12 protein-coding genes and 1 pseudogene are annotated in these 16024 nt (G+C 60.9%); 4 read left to right on the top strand and 9 right to left on the bottom strand.

Annotation, left to right across the window (positions count from 1 at the left end; genetic code table 11):
• Nucleotides 1-236: 236 nt before the first annotated feature.
• Nucleotides 237-1868, top strand: a complete 1632-nt coding sequence (locus tag ABEG21_RS20490; protein ID WP_347557262.1) for a methyl-accepting chemotaxis protein — start codon at nucleotides 237-239, stop codon at nucleotides 1866-1868.
• A 51-nt stretch (nucleotides 1869-1919) separates the two neighbouring features.
• On the opposite strand, the gene ABEG21_RS20485 is transcribed toward ABEG21_RS20490, so the two are convergent.
• The 5 genes from ABEG21_RS20485 to ABEG21_RS20465 form a co-directional block, all read right to left on the bottom strand.
• The gene (locus ABEG21_RS20485) at nucleotides 1920-3245 is read right to left on the bottom strand and encodes an FAD-binding oxidoreductase (protein WP_347557261.1); all 1326 of its coding nucleotides are present in this window, start codon (nucleotides 3243-3245) and stop codon (nucleotides 1920-1922) included.
• An 85-nt stretch (nucleotides 3246-3330) separates the two neighbouring features.
• A complete protein-coding gene (locus tag ABEG21_RS20480; protein WP_347557260.1) occupies nucleotides 3331-4908 on the bottom strand; it encodes an ABC transporter substrate-binding protein in 1578 nt (525 codons plus the stop codon).
• 430 nt (nucleotides 4909-5338) lie between these two features.
• Nucleotides 5339-6034, bottom strand: coding sequence for a helix-turn-helix domain-containing protein (locus ABEG21_RS20475; RefSeq protein ID WP_347557259.1), 696 nt, complete (start codon nucleotides 6032-6034; stop codon nucleotides 5339-5341).
• Between the two features lie 82 nt (nucleotides 6035-6116).
• Nucleotides 6117-6785, bottom strand: coding sequence for a haloacid dehalogenase type II (locus tag ABEG21_RS20470; RefSeq protein ID WP_347558099.1), 669 nt, complete (start codon nucleotides 6783-6785; stop codon nucleotides 6117-6119).
• Between the two features lie 96 nt (nucleotides 6786-6881).
• Nucleotides 6882-8366: an aldehyde dehydrogenase family protein gene (locus ABEG21_RS20465; RefSeq protein WP_347557258.1), complete on the bottom strand. Its 1485-nt coding sequence runs from the start codon at nucleotides 8364-8366 to the stop codon at nucleotides 6882-6884.
• A 304-nt stretch (nucleotides 8367-8670) separates the two neighbouring features.
• Between ABEG21_RS20465 and ABEG21_RS20460 the strand changes: the two genes are divergently transcribed.
• Nucleotides 8671-9567 carry a GNAT family N-acetyltransferase gene (locus ABEG21_RS20460; RefSeq protein ID WP_347557257.1) on the top strand — a complete coding sequence of 299 codons (897 nt, stop codon included), beginning with the start codon at nucleotides 8671-8673 and terminating at the stop codon, nucleotides 9565-9567.
• A gap of 162 nt (nucleotides 9568-9729) precedes the next feature.
• On the opposite strand, the gene ABEG21_RS20455 is transcribed toward ABEG21_RS20460, so the two are convergent.
• Nucleotides 9730-10944 (bottom strand): porin, encoded by a 1215-nt coding sequence (locus tag ABEG21_RS20455; protein ID WP_347557256.1) that lies wholly within the window; start codon nucleotides 10942-10944, stop codon nucleotides 9730-9732.
• A gap of 357 nt (nucleotides 10945-11301) precedes the next feature.
• Entirely contained in the window at nucleotides 11302-11880 is a 579-nt protein-coding gene (locus ABEG21_RS20450) for a TetR family transcriptional regulator (protein ID WP_347557255.1), read from the bottom strand.
• Nucleotides 11881-11949: 69 nt separating this feature from the next.
• Here ABEG21_RS20450 and ABEG21_RS20445 point away from each other — a divergent pair, with 69 nt between their 5' ends.
• Entirely contained in the window at nucleotides 11950-12843 is an 894-nt protein-coding gene (locus ABEG21_RS20445) for an SDR family oxidoreductase (protein WP_347557254.1), read from the top strand.
• A 42-nt stretch (nucleotides 12844-12885) separates the two neighbouring features.
• Here the strand turns inward: ABEG21_RS20445 and ABEG21_RS20440 are convergent.
• Nucleotides 12886-13584, bottom strand: a pseudogene (locus tag ABEG21_RS20440) (GNAT family protein); the annotation flags it as partial.
• Between the two features lie 138 nt (nucleotides 13585-13722).
• Between ABEG21_RS20440 and ABEG21_RS20435 the strand changes: the two are divergent.
• Nucleotides 13723-15189 (top strand): PLP-dependent aminotransferase family protein, encoded by a 1467-nt coding sequence (locus ABEG21_RS20435; protein ID WP_347557253.1) that lies wholly within the window; start codon nucleotides 13723-13725, stop codon nucleotides 15187-15189.
• Between the two features lie 84 nt (nucleotides 15190-15273).
• Here ABEG21_RS20435 and ABEG21_RS20430 read toward each other — a convergent pair whose 3' ends face one another.
• Complete coding sequence (locus ABEG21_RS20430; protein WP_347557252.1) at nucleotides 15274-15900, bottom strand: GntR family transcriptional regulator; 627 nt, start codon at nucleotides 15898-15900, stop codon at nucleotides 15274-15276.
• Nucleotides 15901-16024: the final 124 nt, after the last annotated feature.

The following is a 16024-nucleotide window of genomic DNA, read 5'->3' as shown; positions in this document are numbered from 1 at the left end:
TTTCAGCCGACGTACTTTGAGATGGAAAATCGCTCGGAAACCGACGTATTTTCTGCGCCGGCTCCTGTTTCGCTGCTTTCGAGTCACACATTGTTCGCGTTAAACCGCGGCGCCATACAAAGATTTTCCATAAGTCCCCTTCATAAATGTTTTACTCGGCCGTTTACCTTTAGGGCCGCTGTCCCACTACGGCATTTACTTTCCCTCACATCAACGGCTGGAAGGACGCGACATTCATGGGCACTATGTCAATTCGTTGGCGCTTGCGCGTCTCCGTTTTCTTTCTCGCGATTCTGGTCGTGGTCGTCGGCGCCTTGGGTTTATTCGGCATGAACAAGGCCGTCGGCAGCCTGCGCGACACCTACCGCAATGACCTGAATGCGACGCGCTACCTCGGCGATATGGAAATCCAGATTGGCCGCGCCCGAGCCGTTGTCTTGCGCGCGCCGCTGGCCACCACGCCGCAGCTCGGACGCGACGATCTCGATAAAGGATTGGTCTATTGGGCCGCGTCGGACAAAGCCTGGGCGCAGTTCACCGCCCTCCCGGCCGACGACGCGGAGAAGCAGTTATCCAGTGTCGTCGCGGAAAAGCGTGAGGCATTGCGCAATGTGTTCGGCGCGTTCTCGGATGCGGTACGCAACGGCAACACGTCCCAATATTACAGCGTCGCCAACGCCGTCGGGAAGGCCTACACCGCTGTCGTCGACGCAAACGACAATCTGAAGGCGCACCAATTCACCGTCGGTAAAACAGCCTATGAGGATGCCGAAGCGACGTACGCCCGCTCGACCGTCCTGGTGCTGGTGCTGATCGCTTTCGCGCTTGCCGCCGCGGCGGCGACGGCATGGTCCCTGGCAAAGGCGATCAACGCACCGCTGGACGCCGCGCTCCTTCATTTTGCAGCGATGGCAAATGGCGATCTGACGCGGCCGGTACAAATCGGCGTCAAAGACGAGATGGGCCGACTGATGGAGGCGTTCGTAACGATGCGCGACGGCCTCGCAGTGACGGTCGGTCGTGTACGCCATAGCGGCGAGGCGATCGCCAGCGCCAGCAAGGAAATTGCGGCGGGGAACAACGATCTGTCGTCACGGACCGAGGAACAAGCGGCATCGCTGGGAGAAACGGCCGCCAGCATGGAAGAGTTGACGGCGACGGTCAAACAGAATGCCGACAACGCACGCGTGGCGAGCAACCTCGCCGGCGAGGCGAAGTCCGTCGCAAACGACGGCGGCGTCATCGTCGGACAAGTCGTGCAGACGATGGCCGATATCCAAGACAGCTCCGGGAAAATCGCTGACATTATCGGGATGATCGAATCGATCGCTTTCCAGACCAATATCCTGGCCTTGAATGCGGCGGTGGAAGCAGCCCGCGCCGGCGAACAGGGCAGAGGCTTTGCCGTGGTCGCAACGGAAGTCCGATCGCTGGCGCAACGCTCCGCGAGTGCGGCCAAGGAGATCAAGAGCCTGATCGACACGTCCGGCAGCCGTGTGGAAGCGGGCTCGACACTGGTCGCCCGGGCCGGCGAAACGATGGAGAAGATGAGCAAGGCGATTCAGCGCGTCACCGATGTGATGGCGGAAATCGCGGCGGCGTCCGAGGAACAGACGCGCGGCATCGAGCAGGTGAATCAAGCCATTTCGCAGATGGACGAGGTCACGCAGCAAAACGCGGCGCTGGTGGAACAGGCCGCCGCCGCAGCCAGTTCGCTGGAAGATCAGGCGTCGCACCTGCGCGTCGCCGTCGAGGTGTTCAAGATCGACGGCGAGAACAACAATGCGGATGCCGCTTTCACGCGCACCGCCGGCTCGAATGGGAAAACGGCATACGCAGCGTCGTCCCGCCTCCAGGCCGCGCACTGAAAGAACGGCGCCGGCCGGGCTTGCCGGCGCGCCGCAAACCGGGTGCGATCGCTAGAAATCCGCGACCTTGCCCCACGACGATACGGCGAATCGCGCCGGATCGTACGGCTTGGGATCGATTGCCGATGTTGCCGCCGTCACGATATCGGCCACCAGATGGCCCGCCCCGGGCCCTATCCCAAAACCATGGCCGGAAAACCCGGCCGCCAACACCAGTCCGGGGACCTCTCGCGTCTCGCCGATCGCCGGAACGCCGTCCGGCGTGCTGTCGATATAGCCGGCCCACCGATGCGTGATAGTCGTGCTCGCCAACGCCGGGATCAAGGCAAGCGCGCGGCTATGCGTGAGCGCAATCGCTTGCTGGTCCGGCGCCGGATTCAATACGCGCATGGTCTCCATCGGCGTGGGAGCATCGAGCCGCCAGCGTGCCAGTGTCTCGTGACCACTGCGTACGCCCTGCAGCCCGCCCGGCGACAGGGCGCGCCATCGCTTGGCGAACATCGGCAAGAATTGCGACGAGAATCGTAGCATCTGTGCCGTCGGATCGACACGGCCTCGGCCGCTGATCGCCAAGGTGTACGCGCCGTTACTACGCTGCGTCAACGAGACGCCGGCCGTATGCAAGGCCGCCGGGAGCACCGCCGTCGGTGCCGATACGGACAGAATGGACGAGCGAATCGATGCTTGCGGAAAGCGAACCCCCAATTGGCGGCAAAACGACGAGGCCCACGCGCCCCCGGCGAGCACGACGGATCGCGTGCGAATCGTGCCCAGCTCGGTCACCACGCCCGACACCGCCCCGCCGCTGCGTTCCAGCCCACGTGCCGCGCATTGCTGATGCACGGTTCCGCCCAGCTTTATCAGCGCCTTCGCGACGGCCGGCGCCGCTTTTGCAGGATCGGCGGTGCCGTCGGACGGCGAGAACACGCCACCCTTCCATGTTTGCGACGTCATGCCCGCCCGGGCCATCGCCTCCTTCGCATCGAGCATATGCGTCGTGACGCCCACCGTCCTGGCGAAGTCGCGCCACTTGGCCCAGCGGGCAAGCTCTTCGTCGTCATTGCTCAGATACAGCAGGCCGCAACGTCGAAAACCGGTGTCCTCGCCACTTTCCAGTGCGAAACGCTCCCATAGATCGAGACTCATCGTCGAAATAGGTAATTCGCGCGCGTCGCGATTCTGTTGTCGGCACCAGCCCCAATTTCGAGACGACTGCTCCGCACCGACATAGCCTTTCTCGATCAATGCCACGCGCAATCCACGCTGCGCGAGGTAGTACGCCGAAAACACGCCGACGATACCGGCACCGATCACGACAACATCGGCCTGTTCCGGCAATGCAGCGCTGCTCTCGACCTTTTCCAATAAAACAGACATCTTCCACCCTCAACGTTTCAACCCATCTTGTGCCACACCGCGCCTCCCGCGTGCCCCAGCTCACTCACTGGCAGCGCCGGCCTTGTCACGCATCCCACCAGACGTATTCACCGAAATAAAAGCCCATCATCGGCCCGGTCGGAATTGATTTCAGCCCCTTTACCCGTTTGTCATAGCCGTCCAGAAAGCTGACGAATGCGGGAATGGCGATACTGCCTTCGGTGCTGACGATCTGTTGCATGTCGCCGTACATCTGCTTGCGCTTCGCGTCGTCGGTTTCGGCGCGCGCCGCCAACAGCAGTTGGTCGAACTTGGGGTTATTCCAGCCCGACTCGTTCCAAGGCGCTTTGCTCGCAAAAAATTGCGAGAACAGCACATCGGCACTGGGCCGCGGGTTGATATTGCCGAAGCTGAGCGGCTTCTTCATCCAATAATTAGACCAATAGCCGTCCGCGGGCACACGGTTCACCGGGAGCGCCACGCCGATCCTTGCAGCCGCCTGCTGTAGAAACACCGCCATGTCTTGCGAGCCGTTAGCCGCGGTCGTGGCAAAGACCGGAGGCGTACTCTTGCCGATGACGCCGGCTTTGTTGAAATGGAACTTGGCCTTGTCGAGGTCGAAAGGCAGTGGCTTGACCTCGGCGTTGTAATAACGGTGCATCGGCGGCAAGGGCTGGTCGTTGCCGATCACCGCATAGCCGCCGAATACCGCATCGCGGGTTTGCTCGCGATTGAACAGATATTTGATGCCTTGTACGAAATCGCGGTTGCCGGTCAGCGGGTCGTCGACCCGCATGATCAGATCACTATACATACCCGATTTCGTTTCCTGAATGGCGAAACCAGGCGCGGCACTGACCTGCTTCGTCGAACGCGGATTGACGGCATTGACCAGTTGCACGTCGCCGGCCAACAATGCATTGACCCGCGCGGCACTGTCGGAGATACCGACCAGCTCGACTTGATCCAGATGCGGCAGGCCGGACTTGAAATATTGCTCGTTGCGGATACCGGCAGTAAGCACGCCCGGCTGGAAGGTTTTCAGTTTGAACGGGCCCGTGCCGATTCCATTGGAGAAATCGGTGGTGCCGTCTTTAACGATGACCAGATGCGCGTCGGCGAGCAGCACAGGCAAATCCGCATTGGCATTCGCCAGCGTCAATTCGAGCTGATTCGGGCCAGTCGCTTTCGCATCGACAAATTGCTCGGCCAGCGTCATCACTTTCGACGCGATCTTCGGATCCTTGTGCCGCAACAGCGAGTAGATCACGTCCGCCGGGACCAGGGATTTGCCGTCATGGAAGGTAACGTCCTTGCGCAGCGTGATCGTCCACACCTTGGCGTCATTGCTGACGATCGACTCGGCCAGATTCATCGTCGGCGCAAGCGTGCCGTCGAGTTGCGTCAAGCCGCTATAGAACATGAAAGCGCGGATATAGTCGCCGCCCGCGGAACCCTTCGCGGGATCCAGCGTATCGCCCGTCGAATTGCTATCGAACGCCGCGCGTATCGTGCCGCCCCGTCGCGGTGTCGTGCTTGCGGCCGGCGCCGCATGCACAAGGAAGCTAGCCGCTCCCCCTCCTACCATGACGGCGGCCCCCAACAGGTTCCGCATCATTTCACGACGACCGCTATCAACACGCTTGACATCATCTTTGCTCATGCGACATGACTCCGAAGGATGGGAAGGACGCCGGCGATCAGCGCGTTCGACGGGTAAGACGACAGACAGTGAAGCGCGCTCATTCACATTGCGACACGCTCGAAGCCCGTTCACTATCTTCGATTACATCACTACAAAATTAAATATAGTGAAATTAGCGATGTTTTTACCCTAATAGACCTGCCCGTCCGGGAACGGCGTTCGGCATGCGTGTCGTTATTCGCTCGATCCCGGCGCAGGCGCAGTACTCTTTACTACTTCGGATTACTACGTATATGATGAAGACCTCGGCGGCCTTCCATGTCTCCGCGCACTTCCCAAGCTGCGCGCGTTTCAAACGCTACCACCAGGCTGACGTTCGATACTCCGCATCCGCCAAACGTTCAAAGGCGCCAATCCTGACAAGACAGCACACACCGTTGTCGAACGCTCAAAGGTGGACCACCGGCGGCCGCACATGCATGATCCAAAGGATGCGCGCTGTGCGCCGCGTCGTGTTGGCTACACTGTGATCGAGCTCGCTATTGAATTGGAAGCTATCCCCCGGACCGAGCGTTTCCGAACGACCGCCAACGGTCAACACGATGGACCCGTCCATCACCATCCCGGCCTTTTCACCCGCCCCTAGCAGAATTTCCTTGGAGCGAGACCCACCCGGGATGGTAATAATCATGAACTGCAGCGCATGCTGCCCATGCGGTGAAAGCAGCTCCTTGGACAAGCCACCGGCCGTCACGGTGAACTGCGGGCGTTGATCGGCGCGCCGAACGAAATCCGGAACCACCGACTCAGGTGCCGCCGCCGTCTCGCTCTCGCCTTCGAGGAGCGTGGTCAGCGGTACATCGAGTGCCACACGCAACTGTTCGAGAATCCGCACGGACGGATTCGCCAGACCGCGTTCGATCTGGCTGATCATGCCGACCGACACGTCGCTGCGCTGGGCAAGCACCTTCAATGACAGCCCGAGCGTTTGGCGAAGCTCCCGCAGTCGCGGCCCCATTTGATTGGCGTCGATCCGCTCCGTTGCGGCACCCCCGCCCGGCGCGAGCACCGACACCGACGCTTCCGATAGCGACATCGCATTCCGCGAATACTGCCGCCCGTCTTCGTTCGACCCTTTTTTCATCGTTTCCACATTCAATGACGTATGCCTGATCCACCGATATCAGCGACGCCTTTTTCGCACACCGCGTCCCACGCCAATGCGACTACAGGCCCAGTTGCGTGGCGAGATCGGGGATGTCCTTCACTTCGTTGACCTCATAGGCTGCATTCAGCGGCTCATGACGGCGATTGACGAAGGCCTTATTTTTTATCCCCATATCATACGCGGTCATTAAGTCATAACGGAAGCTGGACGATACGTGGAGGACATCCGCCGGATTGCAGTTCAACTGCGAAAACAGATATTCGAACGCCTGCTGACGGGGCTTGTAAGCCTGCGCCTGTTCCGCGGTGGCAACCAGATGGAAGGGCGCGCCGAGCTTGGCGACGTTGCTGGCGATCTGCTCGTCCGCCGCGTTCGATAAAATCACCAATTTGTATTTGGACGCCAGCCGCGCCAATCCCGCCGCGGCATCCGGATGCGGGCCCCACGTCGGCACCGTTTCGTAGATGCCCTGCGCGCCGGTCGCGTCGAACGGCACGCCGGTCCGCTCGCACGTCCGCCGCACGGCATTGACGACGACCTCTCGAAACGGCTTCCAGGCCCCTAACACTTCGTCGAGGCGATAACCCCGAAAATATTCGATAAACTCGGCCATTTTCTCGGCACTAAGCTTGTCGCCATAGAGATGCCGCGCCGCTTCCGCCATCTGGAAGTTCGTCAGCGTACCGTAGCAATCGAACGTGATGTATTTGGGCTCGAAATCGATCATCATGCCTTCCTGTTGGGTAAACGTTTTTGAAATACGCTGCCGGTCGCCGCTGCATCGACGGACTTTTCCCCTGCGAGCGAGACCTCGTATAGTGTCTTAAAAGTCGATCAATACGCTCTTGTAACGTTGGCTCGACTCGAATGCCTGGCGACCCAGGTCCTTGCCGATACCCGATTGCTTGAACCCTCCCGTCGGGATGATCATATCCCCGCTCCGCGCATAGCGATTGATCCAGATGGTGCCGGCCGCAATGCCGCGCATGGCGCGCATCGCTTGTCCGATATCGCTGGTATGAATGCCGGCCGCCAGACCGTAAGTAGGGTGTCCCGCCAGCGCGATCCCCTCCTCCTCGTCCTCGAAGGTCTGGACGGTCAGCACCGGACCAAACAGCTCCTCTCTGACAGCGGCAGTGGATGACGTCACATTCGTCAGCAGCGTGGGGCGATAGAAATACCCTTCACCGGTTCCATCGAACAGCCCGCCACCGCACAATACGTGTGCGCCCTGGTCAACGCTACGGTCGACGATCGCCTGAATACGTTGCGCCTGGGGCGCACTGATGATCGGCGCGTAGCGTGTGCTGGCCAGCCATGTCGGGCCGGGCTCGATGCCCTCCAGATGTTGCAAGACGCCTGCGATCAAGCGCTCTGCCAGTTGCTTGTGCACGATCAGGCGTGTGCCGGCGACACACGCCTGGCCGCCGTTGGCGATAAAGCCGCGCGCAACACACCGCGCCGTCTCGTCCACGTCGGCGACGTGCGAGAAGACCAATTGCGGGCTTTTGCCGCCCAGTTCGAGCGTCACCGGCTTCGTGCCGTACTGCGCGGCATCGCGCATGATCGACGCGCCCGTCGTCGTCGAACCGGTAAAACTGATTTTCGAGATATCGGGATGACGCGTCAAGGCCGCGCCCGCGCTGGCACCGCCGCCGTTCACGATATTGAAAAGCCCCGCCGGCAAACCGGCTTCGATCGCCAACTCGGCCAGCCGCATCGTCGAGAACGGCGTCATTTCCGACGGCTTCAGCACCACGGCATTACCGGCGGCCAAGGCCGGACCACATTTCCAGGAACACATGGACAGCGGAAAATTCCATGGCGTGATGGCGCCGATCACTCCGTACGGCTCCGCGGCGACAAAACCAAGGCTGTTCTGCCGGGTGGCCGCCACATCGCCACCGGCTTTGTCCGCAAATTCGGCAAAGAAGCGGATGACCTCGGCGGTCAATGGGACATCGGAGGCGTACGCTTCACTGACGGGCCGCGTCGAATTCAACGCTTCCAACTGCGCCAGCTCGACGCGATGCGCATCGATCAACTGCGCCCAACGCAGCAGGACCTGCGCCCGCTCGCGCGGAGCCCGTCGGCTCCACCCGCTGCTTCGCCAGGCATGGAGCGCCGTCTCGACCGCGAAATCGACTGTCTCAGGACTCGCGTCGGGCACTTGACCGATCACCCGGCCGTCGCTGGGGCGGCGAACGTGGATCATCGCCTCGCCAGGCCGATGGTAGACCCCGGCAATAAAATGGCCCTGCGGCAAAACCGTCGCGGCGGGATCGAAATCGAGAATCGCTGTTGTCATACCTTGGAATCCATCCAAACCTGAAACGGTGATCACCGGGTTGTCGCAGCCGGCGTTGACGGCCGAAAGTCGCGCCGTAGGCCTTGCAGTGCGGTGAACGCCGGTGCATTTTTTTCAGTATAGTGAATATTTCGACAAAAGCCACGTATCAAAATAAATCCGTTTTAGCATGGAGGATGTTGCTCCTATAAAGGCGCCCGGCCCCGCCAAAGACCACGCCTTGGTTTTGAAAAAAGCCACGAACGCTTGGAATGCGTTCAATAAAATGAGATATTGTGTCCAAACCGTCCTTCAGGAGCTGTCCATGGCCGCTGTCGTCCCGTCGTCCCTCGAAACGCCCGCCCCGCGCTACCGTCGAATGACGTCGGCGGATCTATCGAGCGCGCATCGGCTGTCGCAGGCCGTACGTTGGCCGCATCGTCTGGAAGATTGGCAATTCGTCGCGGCACTCGGCACCGGCTTTGTCGCGGAGGCTGATGGCGAATTGATCGGCACGGCGCTATGCTGGGGTTTCGGCGAAAAACACGGCGCGCTCGGCTTGGTGATCGTCGCACCGGATGCGCAGGGGCGCGGCATCGGCCGGGAATTGATGACGCGCGTGCTCGCGGTATTGGGTGATCGCGTCACTTTCCTGCATGCGACCCCTGCCGGGCAACCGCTTTACGAGAAATTGGGATTCGATGCTTGCGGCAGCGTCACGCAGCATCAAGCCATCGTTGGCGAGATTGCTGCCATCGCCCCACTACCCGGGGATATCCTCAGACAAGGCCACGCGGCCGACATGCCGCAGTTGATCGCATTGATGCAACGCAGTTCCGGCATCGATCACCACCATACGCTGCCTGCATTACAAGACGTGGCCGAGACGCTCGTGCTGGAACGCGACGGTGCGTTGATCGGCTGCGCTTTCTTCCGACGCTTCGGGCGCGGTCATGTGATCGGTCCGGTCTTCGCCGAACGGGACGACGCGGCCAGGTCGGCCAAGGTTTTGATCTCGTACTGGCTGGCGCGGCACGCGGGCGACTTTCTACGCATCGATATCGCCGGGAATGCCGTGCTGAGTGAATGGTTGGAAGCCTGCGGTCTGCCGGCGGTCGACACTGGCGTGAAAATGGTGCGCAATGCGGGACCGGACGAGCCGTCGGTCGTGGGGAATACCGACTATGCGACGTACGCGATTCTGAATCAGGCGATGGGATAGCGCTTGCCGCGCGTCTGACGACCGGGCATAAAAGACGATCGCCGAGAAACACTCGGCGATGAAAGCAGACTTGGCTGACAGGCACGTCGGCACATTGCCGCCGAGCGCCGACGGTGCCTTGAACCGTAATGCCGAATCATCGGCATTACGGCTGATGCGCATTTAGAACTTATGCACCAGGCCCAACGTGACCTGAATCTGCGTGGCCGACGAGGACGGTGCGGAGTTGAATCCATCGCCGATCGAAGGCGTCGCGTTGATGATCGACGACGAGCCGGCGGTGCCGAGCGTCTTGCCGCTTGCGCGCTGCCAAGCCTGCAACACATAAATCGTCGTGCGCGGCGACAAGCTATAGGTTTGCTGTGCCGAAACTTGTTGATACTTCGCTGCGTCGTTGATGCCGTTGGCGCGGCTTGCCCACGTGTAGCTATAGCCTGCGCCAAAGCTCCATTGCGGGGCCGGACGATAGTGCAGTACGGCGCCTACCGTGTTGAATACGGCCTCATCGCGGAACAGCGAATTCGTTCCCGGTGCATATTGGACATTGCTATAGGTCGCGCTCATGTCCCAGGCAGGCGAGAATGTGTAGCCGGCGGCCACGGCGAAACGCTGCTGCGACTGCGCCGTTTGATAGCCATTGGTCACGGCGCTGACCGCTTGCTCGCCATTCGTGTTCGCCGTGGAATTCGCGCCGAATGCACCGCCACCCGGCGTTGCATTGTTCAGCTTCATGAAGCCGACGCCGACACCCACCGGGCCCGCGACGTATTGCACGGCCGTGCTCCACGTCGAACCGGCGTTGAAGCTGCCCGGCACGCCGCCCATTGCGTAGTTGCCGCTGAACGTAAAGCCGTACATCTTCGGCGACGTATAGACGATCGAATTATTGACACGAACCGTCGTATCCAAGGCATCGAGGTCGCCCGGATGCGCACCGCTGAAGCCCGTCAGATATTGCGTCGGGCTCCACGGCGACAGCAGTTGATAATACGAGGTGTATTGACGACCGAACGTCAACGTACCGAATTGATTGTTCTTCAAGCCGACCCAGGCCTGACGCCCGAACATGGCATTGGTATATTGCTGCGCGCCGGTGGCACTATTGAAGCCGCTTTCCAACTGGAAAATCGCGTAGTTTCCACCACCCAGTTCTTCGCTGCCCTTGAGGCCGAAACGGCTACCGGTATTGGCGCCGTTGGTCATCTTGAAAATCGAACGGCCATTGGCGGTCGATCCCAAAGCGGTTTGGCTATTTTGATAGGTGATCGAGTTATCGATGACACCGTAGAGCGTCACGCTCGTTTGTGCAAAGGCCGGCACCGACAACATCAAGGCACCAGCGAATGCCGCGATGTGCGCTTTCTCGAATTGCTTCATGATCTCCCCCCATCCCAAAAAGACAACGTCCAACTGTTTTTGTTTAGAACGTAACGATTGATTACTGCTGGCCGAATTGTATAGCAGCTCAGGCAAGCGTGTTGGATCAAACCGTATATGAGTGCCTGATTGATGTCGTATTCGAGAAACACACAGCAAGGTAATGCAGTGCGCTAGGGCCGACCCTGATATCGCGATGAGAGCACGCATGCTTGCATTACGCGCGGTAAATCGCGCGCATCGGCACGACGTCACGGTATGACGCAATGGATCGCGGGTTTGCCATCGTGATGTCACAAAGTCGTCGATCCGATTCGCGCGATGTGCACGACATCGGTAGCCGGCGCGCGCGGCGTGTCATTGTCCTGTGAGTCGCCTCAAGCGCGCCAGCGCATCGACGACGATCTCCGCATAGCTACGGCGTTCGGACTCTGCCACCCAAGTGGAGAACGCGGATTGGAACACGGCGATGGCTGCCTGCGCGAGCAGACTCGCGTCCTGCGCATCGACATTGCGCTTTTGCAAAGCGGCTGCGAGTGCCGCCGATAGCGTTGCCAACTTGATCAGCTCGCGTTCGTGCAACGCCGGGTTCGTTGCGATCACCGCGTTACGCAGACGCGCGAAAGGACGACGGGCGTCATCGAAAAAGTCGCCCGCCGCCGTTAGTGCCGCACTGACGGCATCGATCGGTGCGGCCTCTGGCGGCACCGCGAGAAGCGCCGTTACCAGCGTTTCCTGCAAGCGCTCCGAGCCATTGAACAGGACTTCGGGTTTATCCGCAAAGTAGCGGAAGAACGTCCGCGAAGTCAGGCCGGCACGCTGCGCGATCGCCGCGACCGTCGTGTGCTCATAACCGATCTCCCCGAATAGTTCGATCGCCGCCGCGCGAAAGCGGTTCTCGGTATCCGGCTCCCACCGTCCCATAATTGTTTCCATCAGGTGTTGACACAGTGTGACATCATAGCGCTATACTGATGTCACACAATGACATCACAGGAGTCTTGTATGAAAATCCTCGTCACCGGTGCATCGGGTTGGATCGGATCTGCCAGCGTCAAAGAATTGCTCGAAGCCGGTCATCACGTCCTTGGACTGGCGCGGAACGACGATTCGGCAGCGAAAATCGAAAAGTTGGGCGCGGAAGCGGTGCGCGGCAGCCTGGACGATCCGGAGAGCCTGCGTCGGGCTGCGCAGTCGGTCGAGGGCGTCGTTCATCTTGCGTATAACCATGATTTCTCTCAAATGGCCGCAGCGGCGCAGACCGATCGGGCCGCGATCGAGGTCTTTGCCGATGTGCTGCAAGGCACGGGCGGCCCGCTGCTGATCGCGTCCGGCACGCTCGGGCTTGCAGTCGGCCGCGCGGGCACAGAGCGCGACCTGCCCCAGCCAGGGGGTCATCCACGCATCGCAAACGCCGCTTACACACTGGGCCTGACCGAGCGCGGGATTCGTCCGATCGTCGTGCGCTTCGCCCCGACCGTGCATGGCGCGGGCGGTGATCATGGCTTCGTCGCCGTCCTTGCGCAGACCGCCCGCGCCAAAGGCGTGTCAGGCTATATCGAGGAGGGACGCAATCGCTGGCCCGCAGTGAATCGACTCGACGCCGGCGAGCTGGTGCGTCTCGCGATCGATAAAGCGCCTGCCGGTTCAGCGCTGCACGCCGTCGCCGAAGAAGGCATTGCGACCCGTGACATTGCGACAGCGCTCGGCCAGGCCCTTGGCTTGCCGACCGCATCGATTCCCGCGGATCAGGCCGCCAGCCATTTCAATTGGCTCGGGATGTTCTACGGTGCCGACATCCCTGCGTCGAGCGTGCAGACCCAAGTGCTGTTGGGGTGGAAGCCGACGCACCCGACGCTGCTGGACGATATTGCCGCGGGGCATTATCCCGGACTGTAATGGATTGCCACGCGCCTACCGAGGCGCTTGGATTGCCGTCGTGCGAAGCGCCGCCAATGATTCGCGCTGCACGCCATTGGCGTCGAAATTCCCTTCCGACAACCACGTCTCGAAAATACCGCGCAAGGCCGGCCATTCGCTATCGATGATCGAGAACCACGCCGTATCGCGCGAGCGGTCACGATAGACAAGCGCCTGCCGAAATACCCCTTCAAACGCGAAGCCAAGGCGTTCGGCGGCGCGCTTCGAAGGGGCATTGGCGTTGTCGCACTTCCATTCGTAGCGTCGATACCGCAGTGTGTCGAAGACATACCCCATCAGCAGAAACTGCGCCTCCGTCGAGATCGGCGTCTGCTTCATCAAACGGGAAAAGGCCACGTTGCCCACTTCGATCACCGCGTTCGCCGGATCGATGCGCATCAGCGACAGCGTTCCGACGGCTTCGCCGCTGAACAGATCGATCACCGCGAAATGGATCGGATCCTCCAACTGTGCAACGCGTTGGCAGTATTCGCCGTAGGCCGCCAGCGTCGCAAACGGTCCGGCGGTCATATACGTCCAATCCCGAGCGTCTGGCGCCTGTTGGTAAGCGGCGAAAAGCGCGTCTGCATGACGCGCCGCGTTCAGCGGTTCCAGTCGACAAAATCGTCCCGTCAAGGTGACGCGGGTCGGGCGCGATCGCCCACGCCAATCCGGCAATGCGGGGCCGATCGGCTGATCGAATTCATTGTGTCGAACCATTTTGAGATATTCCTTTCGCGATTGACGGCGGCATGCCTGATCGTTAAATTACGCAAATCATGGCTCTTATAAAAGTGCCAGCGGCACCTCTTTTCGAGGTGCCACGATCTGCGCCCCTCCAGACCGTCCGCGCCGCCCATGGATTTGCAAGACGAACCCCTCGAAAGCGGTCCCGGCGCACTGCCCATGCAGCGCCAGCTGTTTCGTCGTTTCAAGGAAGCCATTCTTGCCGGCCGCTTGATGCCGGGCACGCGTATTCCCGCGTCGCGAGAATTGGCGACGCGTTTATCGGTATCCCGCAATACCGTGACGGCGGCGTACGATCTCCTCGCCGCCGAGGGTTTCATCGAGCCGGACCGGCAAGGCACGCGTGTCGCGCTGTTGTCGCCGAGCCAAGCCCTTCGTACTCCGCCGCCATCGAATAATGACCAGCCACCATTGGCTGCCCGACTGGCGCCGCTGCGGGTGCCCCCGCCTCCCGCCAGCAATGCCGAAGCGCCGCTTCGCCCCGGGGTCCCCGCGCTCTCGCATTTTCCGCTCGGAGCGTGGCGTCGCTCCATCGAGCGGGCGATACACGCGACAGGCACGACGCTGCTCGGCTATGGTGATCCGCTGGGTGAACCGCAACTGCGTGAATGCATCGCGCAGCACCTTGCCTTTGCGCGGGGCGTGCTCTGTGACCCAGCCGACATCGTCATCACCGAAGGTACGCAGGAAGCGCTATCGTTATGCGTTCGACTCTTCTGCAATCCCGACGATAACGCTTGGATCGAGGATCCTGGCTACCGTGGCGCAAAAGCGGCGTTCCGAGCCGGCGATCTCACATTGATCGGGATGCCGGTGGATGCCGATGGCGTGCGCATCGCGGACGAGGCCTGGAGTCGGCATACGCCCAAGCTGATCTACACGACGCCATCGCATCAATATCCGATGGGCGCCGTCCTGTCCGCGCCGCGTCGCCTTGCCTTGATCGACAAGGCCGCGCAGCATGGCGCATGGATCATCGAGGACGATTACGACAGCGATTTCCGGCACGGCGGTAAGCCCATTGGCGCGATGCAAGGCCTGACGCCGCGCGCCAATGTGCTGTATGTGGGCACCTTCAGCAAGACGATGTTCCCCTCGCTCCGACTCGGCTTTTTGGTATTGCCGAACGCCGCGACCAAAGCGCTAGCGGCGCCGTTGCAGCATATGCTGCGCGGCGGCCATCGGATAGAACAGTGTGCAATGGCGGATTTTATGCAGTCGGGGCAATTCACCCGTCATCTGGGCAGAATGCGCCGCCTGTATCGAGAGCGTCAGGCAGCGCTGCGCGCCGCGATCGCGCGACACCTCCTATCGGATGTCGTGTCGATCCAGGGCGGCATGGGCGGCATGCACCTAACCCTGCGTCTGCCGAACCACCTGCCGGATCGCGACATCGCCGAACGCGCCCGCGCACACGGCATGGGCCTGCTTCCCTTGTCGGAATTCGCGCTGGACACGGGCGACTCCGCGCGCGGGCTGGTGCTCGGTTATGGCAATACGGCGTCCGATCGCTTCGACGCGCTTATCAAGACGTTGGCCGCGATCATCGACGAGGTCGACGGCTCCGCCAAACGATAGCCGCGCGCGATTGCGGCCGCGTCAGACGCATAGCAGCCGATCGGTCGCGATAAGCAATGGGCGTAACGCCCTTATTTCTCCCGGTTACGCCACCGGCAATCGCACTCGCTCCATCGTCCCGACGTGCCGCGCCAGCAAGTTCTCCGCGCGCTCATGGTCCTTGGCCTTGAGCGCCTGGATGATCAAACGATGATCGTGATTCGATCGCATTCGCCAACTTGCCGATTGCGCCGCAGCGAACAGCAGACGCGAATTCGTCCACTCCAGGTCGTCCAGCACGCTGATCAGCCGCGGCATGTCACAAGATGCGATCAAGGCCCGATGAAAGGCGCGATTGGCGCCGTCCCATTCGACCAGCGACGCCGCTTTTTCACACCACGCCTGCGCATGCTCGATATCGGCGATATGCGCCGCTCGCATTTTCGGCAGCGCATGTTGTAACGCGAGCGCCATCAATACGCCGCGCATCTCCGTATTTTCACGCGTCACGCCCTCGTCCAACGCGATCACGCGGGCGCCCCTCCTCGGAATAATGGTGACGAGGCCGTTCCCTTCCAGCGCACGAAGCGCCTCTCGGATCACTCCCTGACTGACGGCCAGATCGCGCGCCAGATGATCCTGTCGCAGTGCGCTGCCGCCGGCGTAGACGCCTTCGATGATGCGTTGTCGCAATGTCGCCGTCGCGCTTTCTGCCGAAGTGTCCGTCGTCATTGCTCGCTGTCAGAAAAATCGATAATCGATAAAAGAAGACATGTGTTTGTTTATTGCCTTCAACCCACCCTATTATCGCCTACGATTCGTCAATCGCAGACCGTGATGGTCCGATTATCGATAA

The organism is Robbsia sp. KACC 23696, from assembly GCF_039852015.1.
Taxonomy (GTDB): domain Bacteria; phylum Pseudomonadota; class Gammaproteobacteria; order Burkholderiales; family Burkholderiaceae; genus Robbsia.
This window is presented reverse-complemented; position numbering and strand designations above follow the sequence as displayed.

Excerpts from the sequence above, each read along its gene's own strand:
- ABEG21_RS20485 (WP_347557261.1), bottom strand. The coding sequence starts at position 3,245 with ATGTCTGTTTTATTGGAAAAGGTCGAGAGCAGCGCTGCATTGCCGGAA.
- ABEG21_RS20450 (WP_347557255.1), bottom strand. The coding sequence starts at position 11,880 with ATGGAAACAATTATGGGACGGTGGGAGCCGGATACCGAGAACCGCTTT.
- ABEG21_RS20475 (WP_347557259.1), bottom strand. The coding sequence starts at position 6,034 with ATGAAAAAAGGGTCGAACGAAGACGGGCGGCAGTATTCGCGGAATGCG.
- ABEG21_RS20465 (WP_347557258.1), bottom strand. The coding sequence starts at position 8,366 with ATGACAACAGCGATTCTCGATTTCGATCCCGCCGCGACGGTTTTGCCG.
- ABEG21_RS20445 (WP_347557254.1), top strand. The coding sequence starts at position 11,950 with ATGAAAATCCTCGTCACCGGTGCATCGGGTTGGATCGGATCTGCCAGC.
- ABEG21_RS20460 (WP_347557257.1), top strand. The coding sequence starts at position 8,671 with ATGGCCGCTGTCGTCCCGTCGTCCCTCGAAACGCCCGCCCCGCGCTAC.
- ABEG21_RS20470 (WP_347558099.1), bottom strand. The coding sequence starts at position 6,785 with ATGATCGATTTCGAGCCCAAATACATCACGTTCGATTGCTACGGTACG.
- ABEG21_RS20490 (WP_347557262.1), top strand. The coding sequence starts at position 237 with ATGGGCACTATGTCAATTCGTTGGCGCTTGCGCGTCTCCGTTTTCTTT.
- ABEG21_RS20430 (WP_347557252.1), bottom strand. The coding sequence starts at position 15,900 with ATGACGACGGACACTTCGGCAGAAAGCGCGACGGCGACATTGCGACAA.
- ABEG21_RS20435 (WP_347557253.1), top strand. The coding sequence starts at position 13,723 with ATGGATTTGCAAGACGAACCCCTCGAAAGCGGTCCCGGCGCACTGCCC.
- ABEG21_RS20480 (WP_347557260.1), bottom strand. The coding sequence starts at position 4,908 with ATGAGCAAAGATGATGTCAAGCGTGTTGATAGCGGTCGTCGTGAAATG.
- ABEG21_RS20455 (WP_347557256.1), bottom strand. The coding sequence starts at position 10,944 with ATGAAGCAATTCGAGAAAGCGCACATCGCGGCATTCGCTGGTGCCTTG.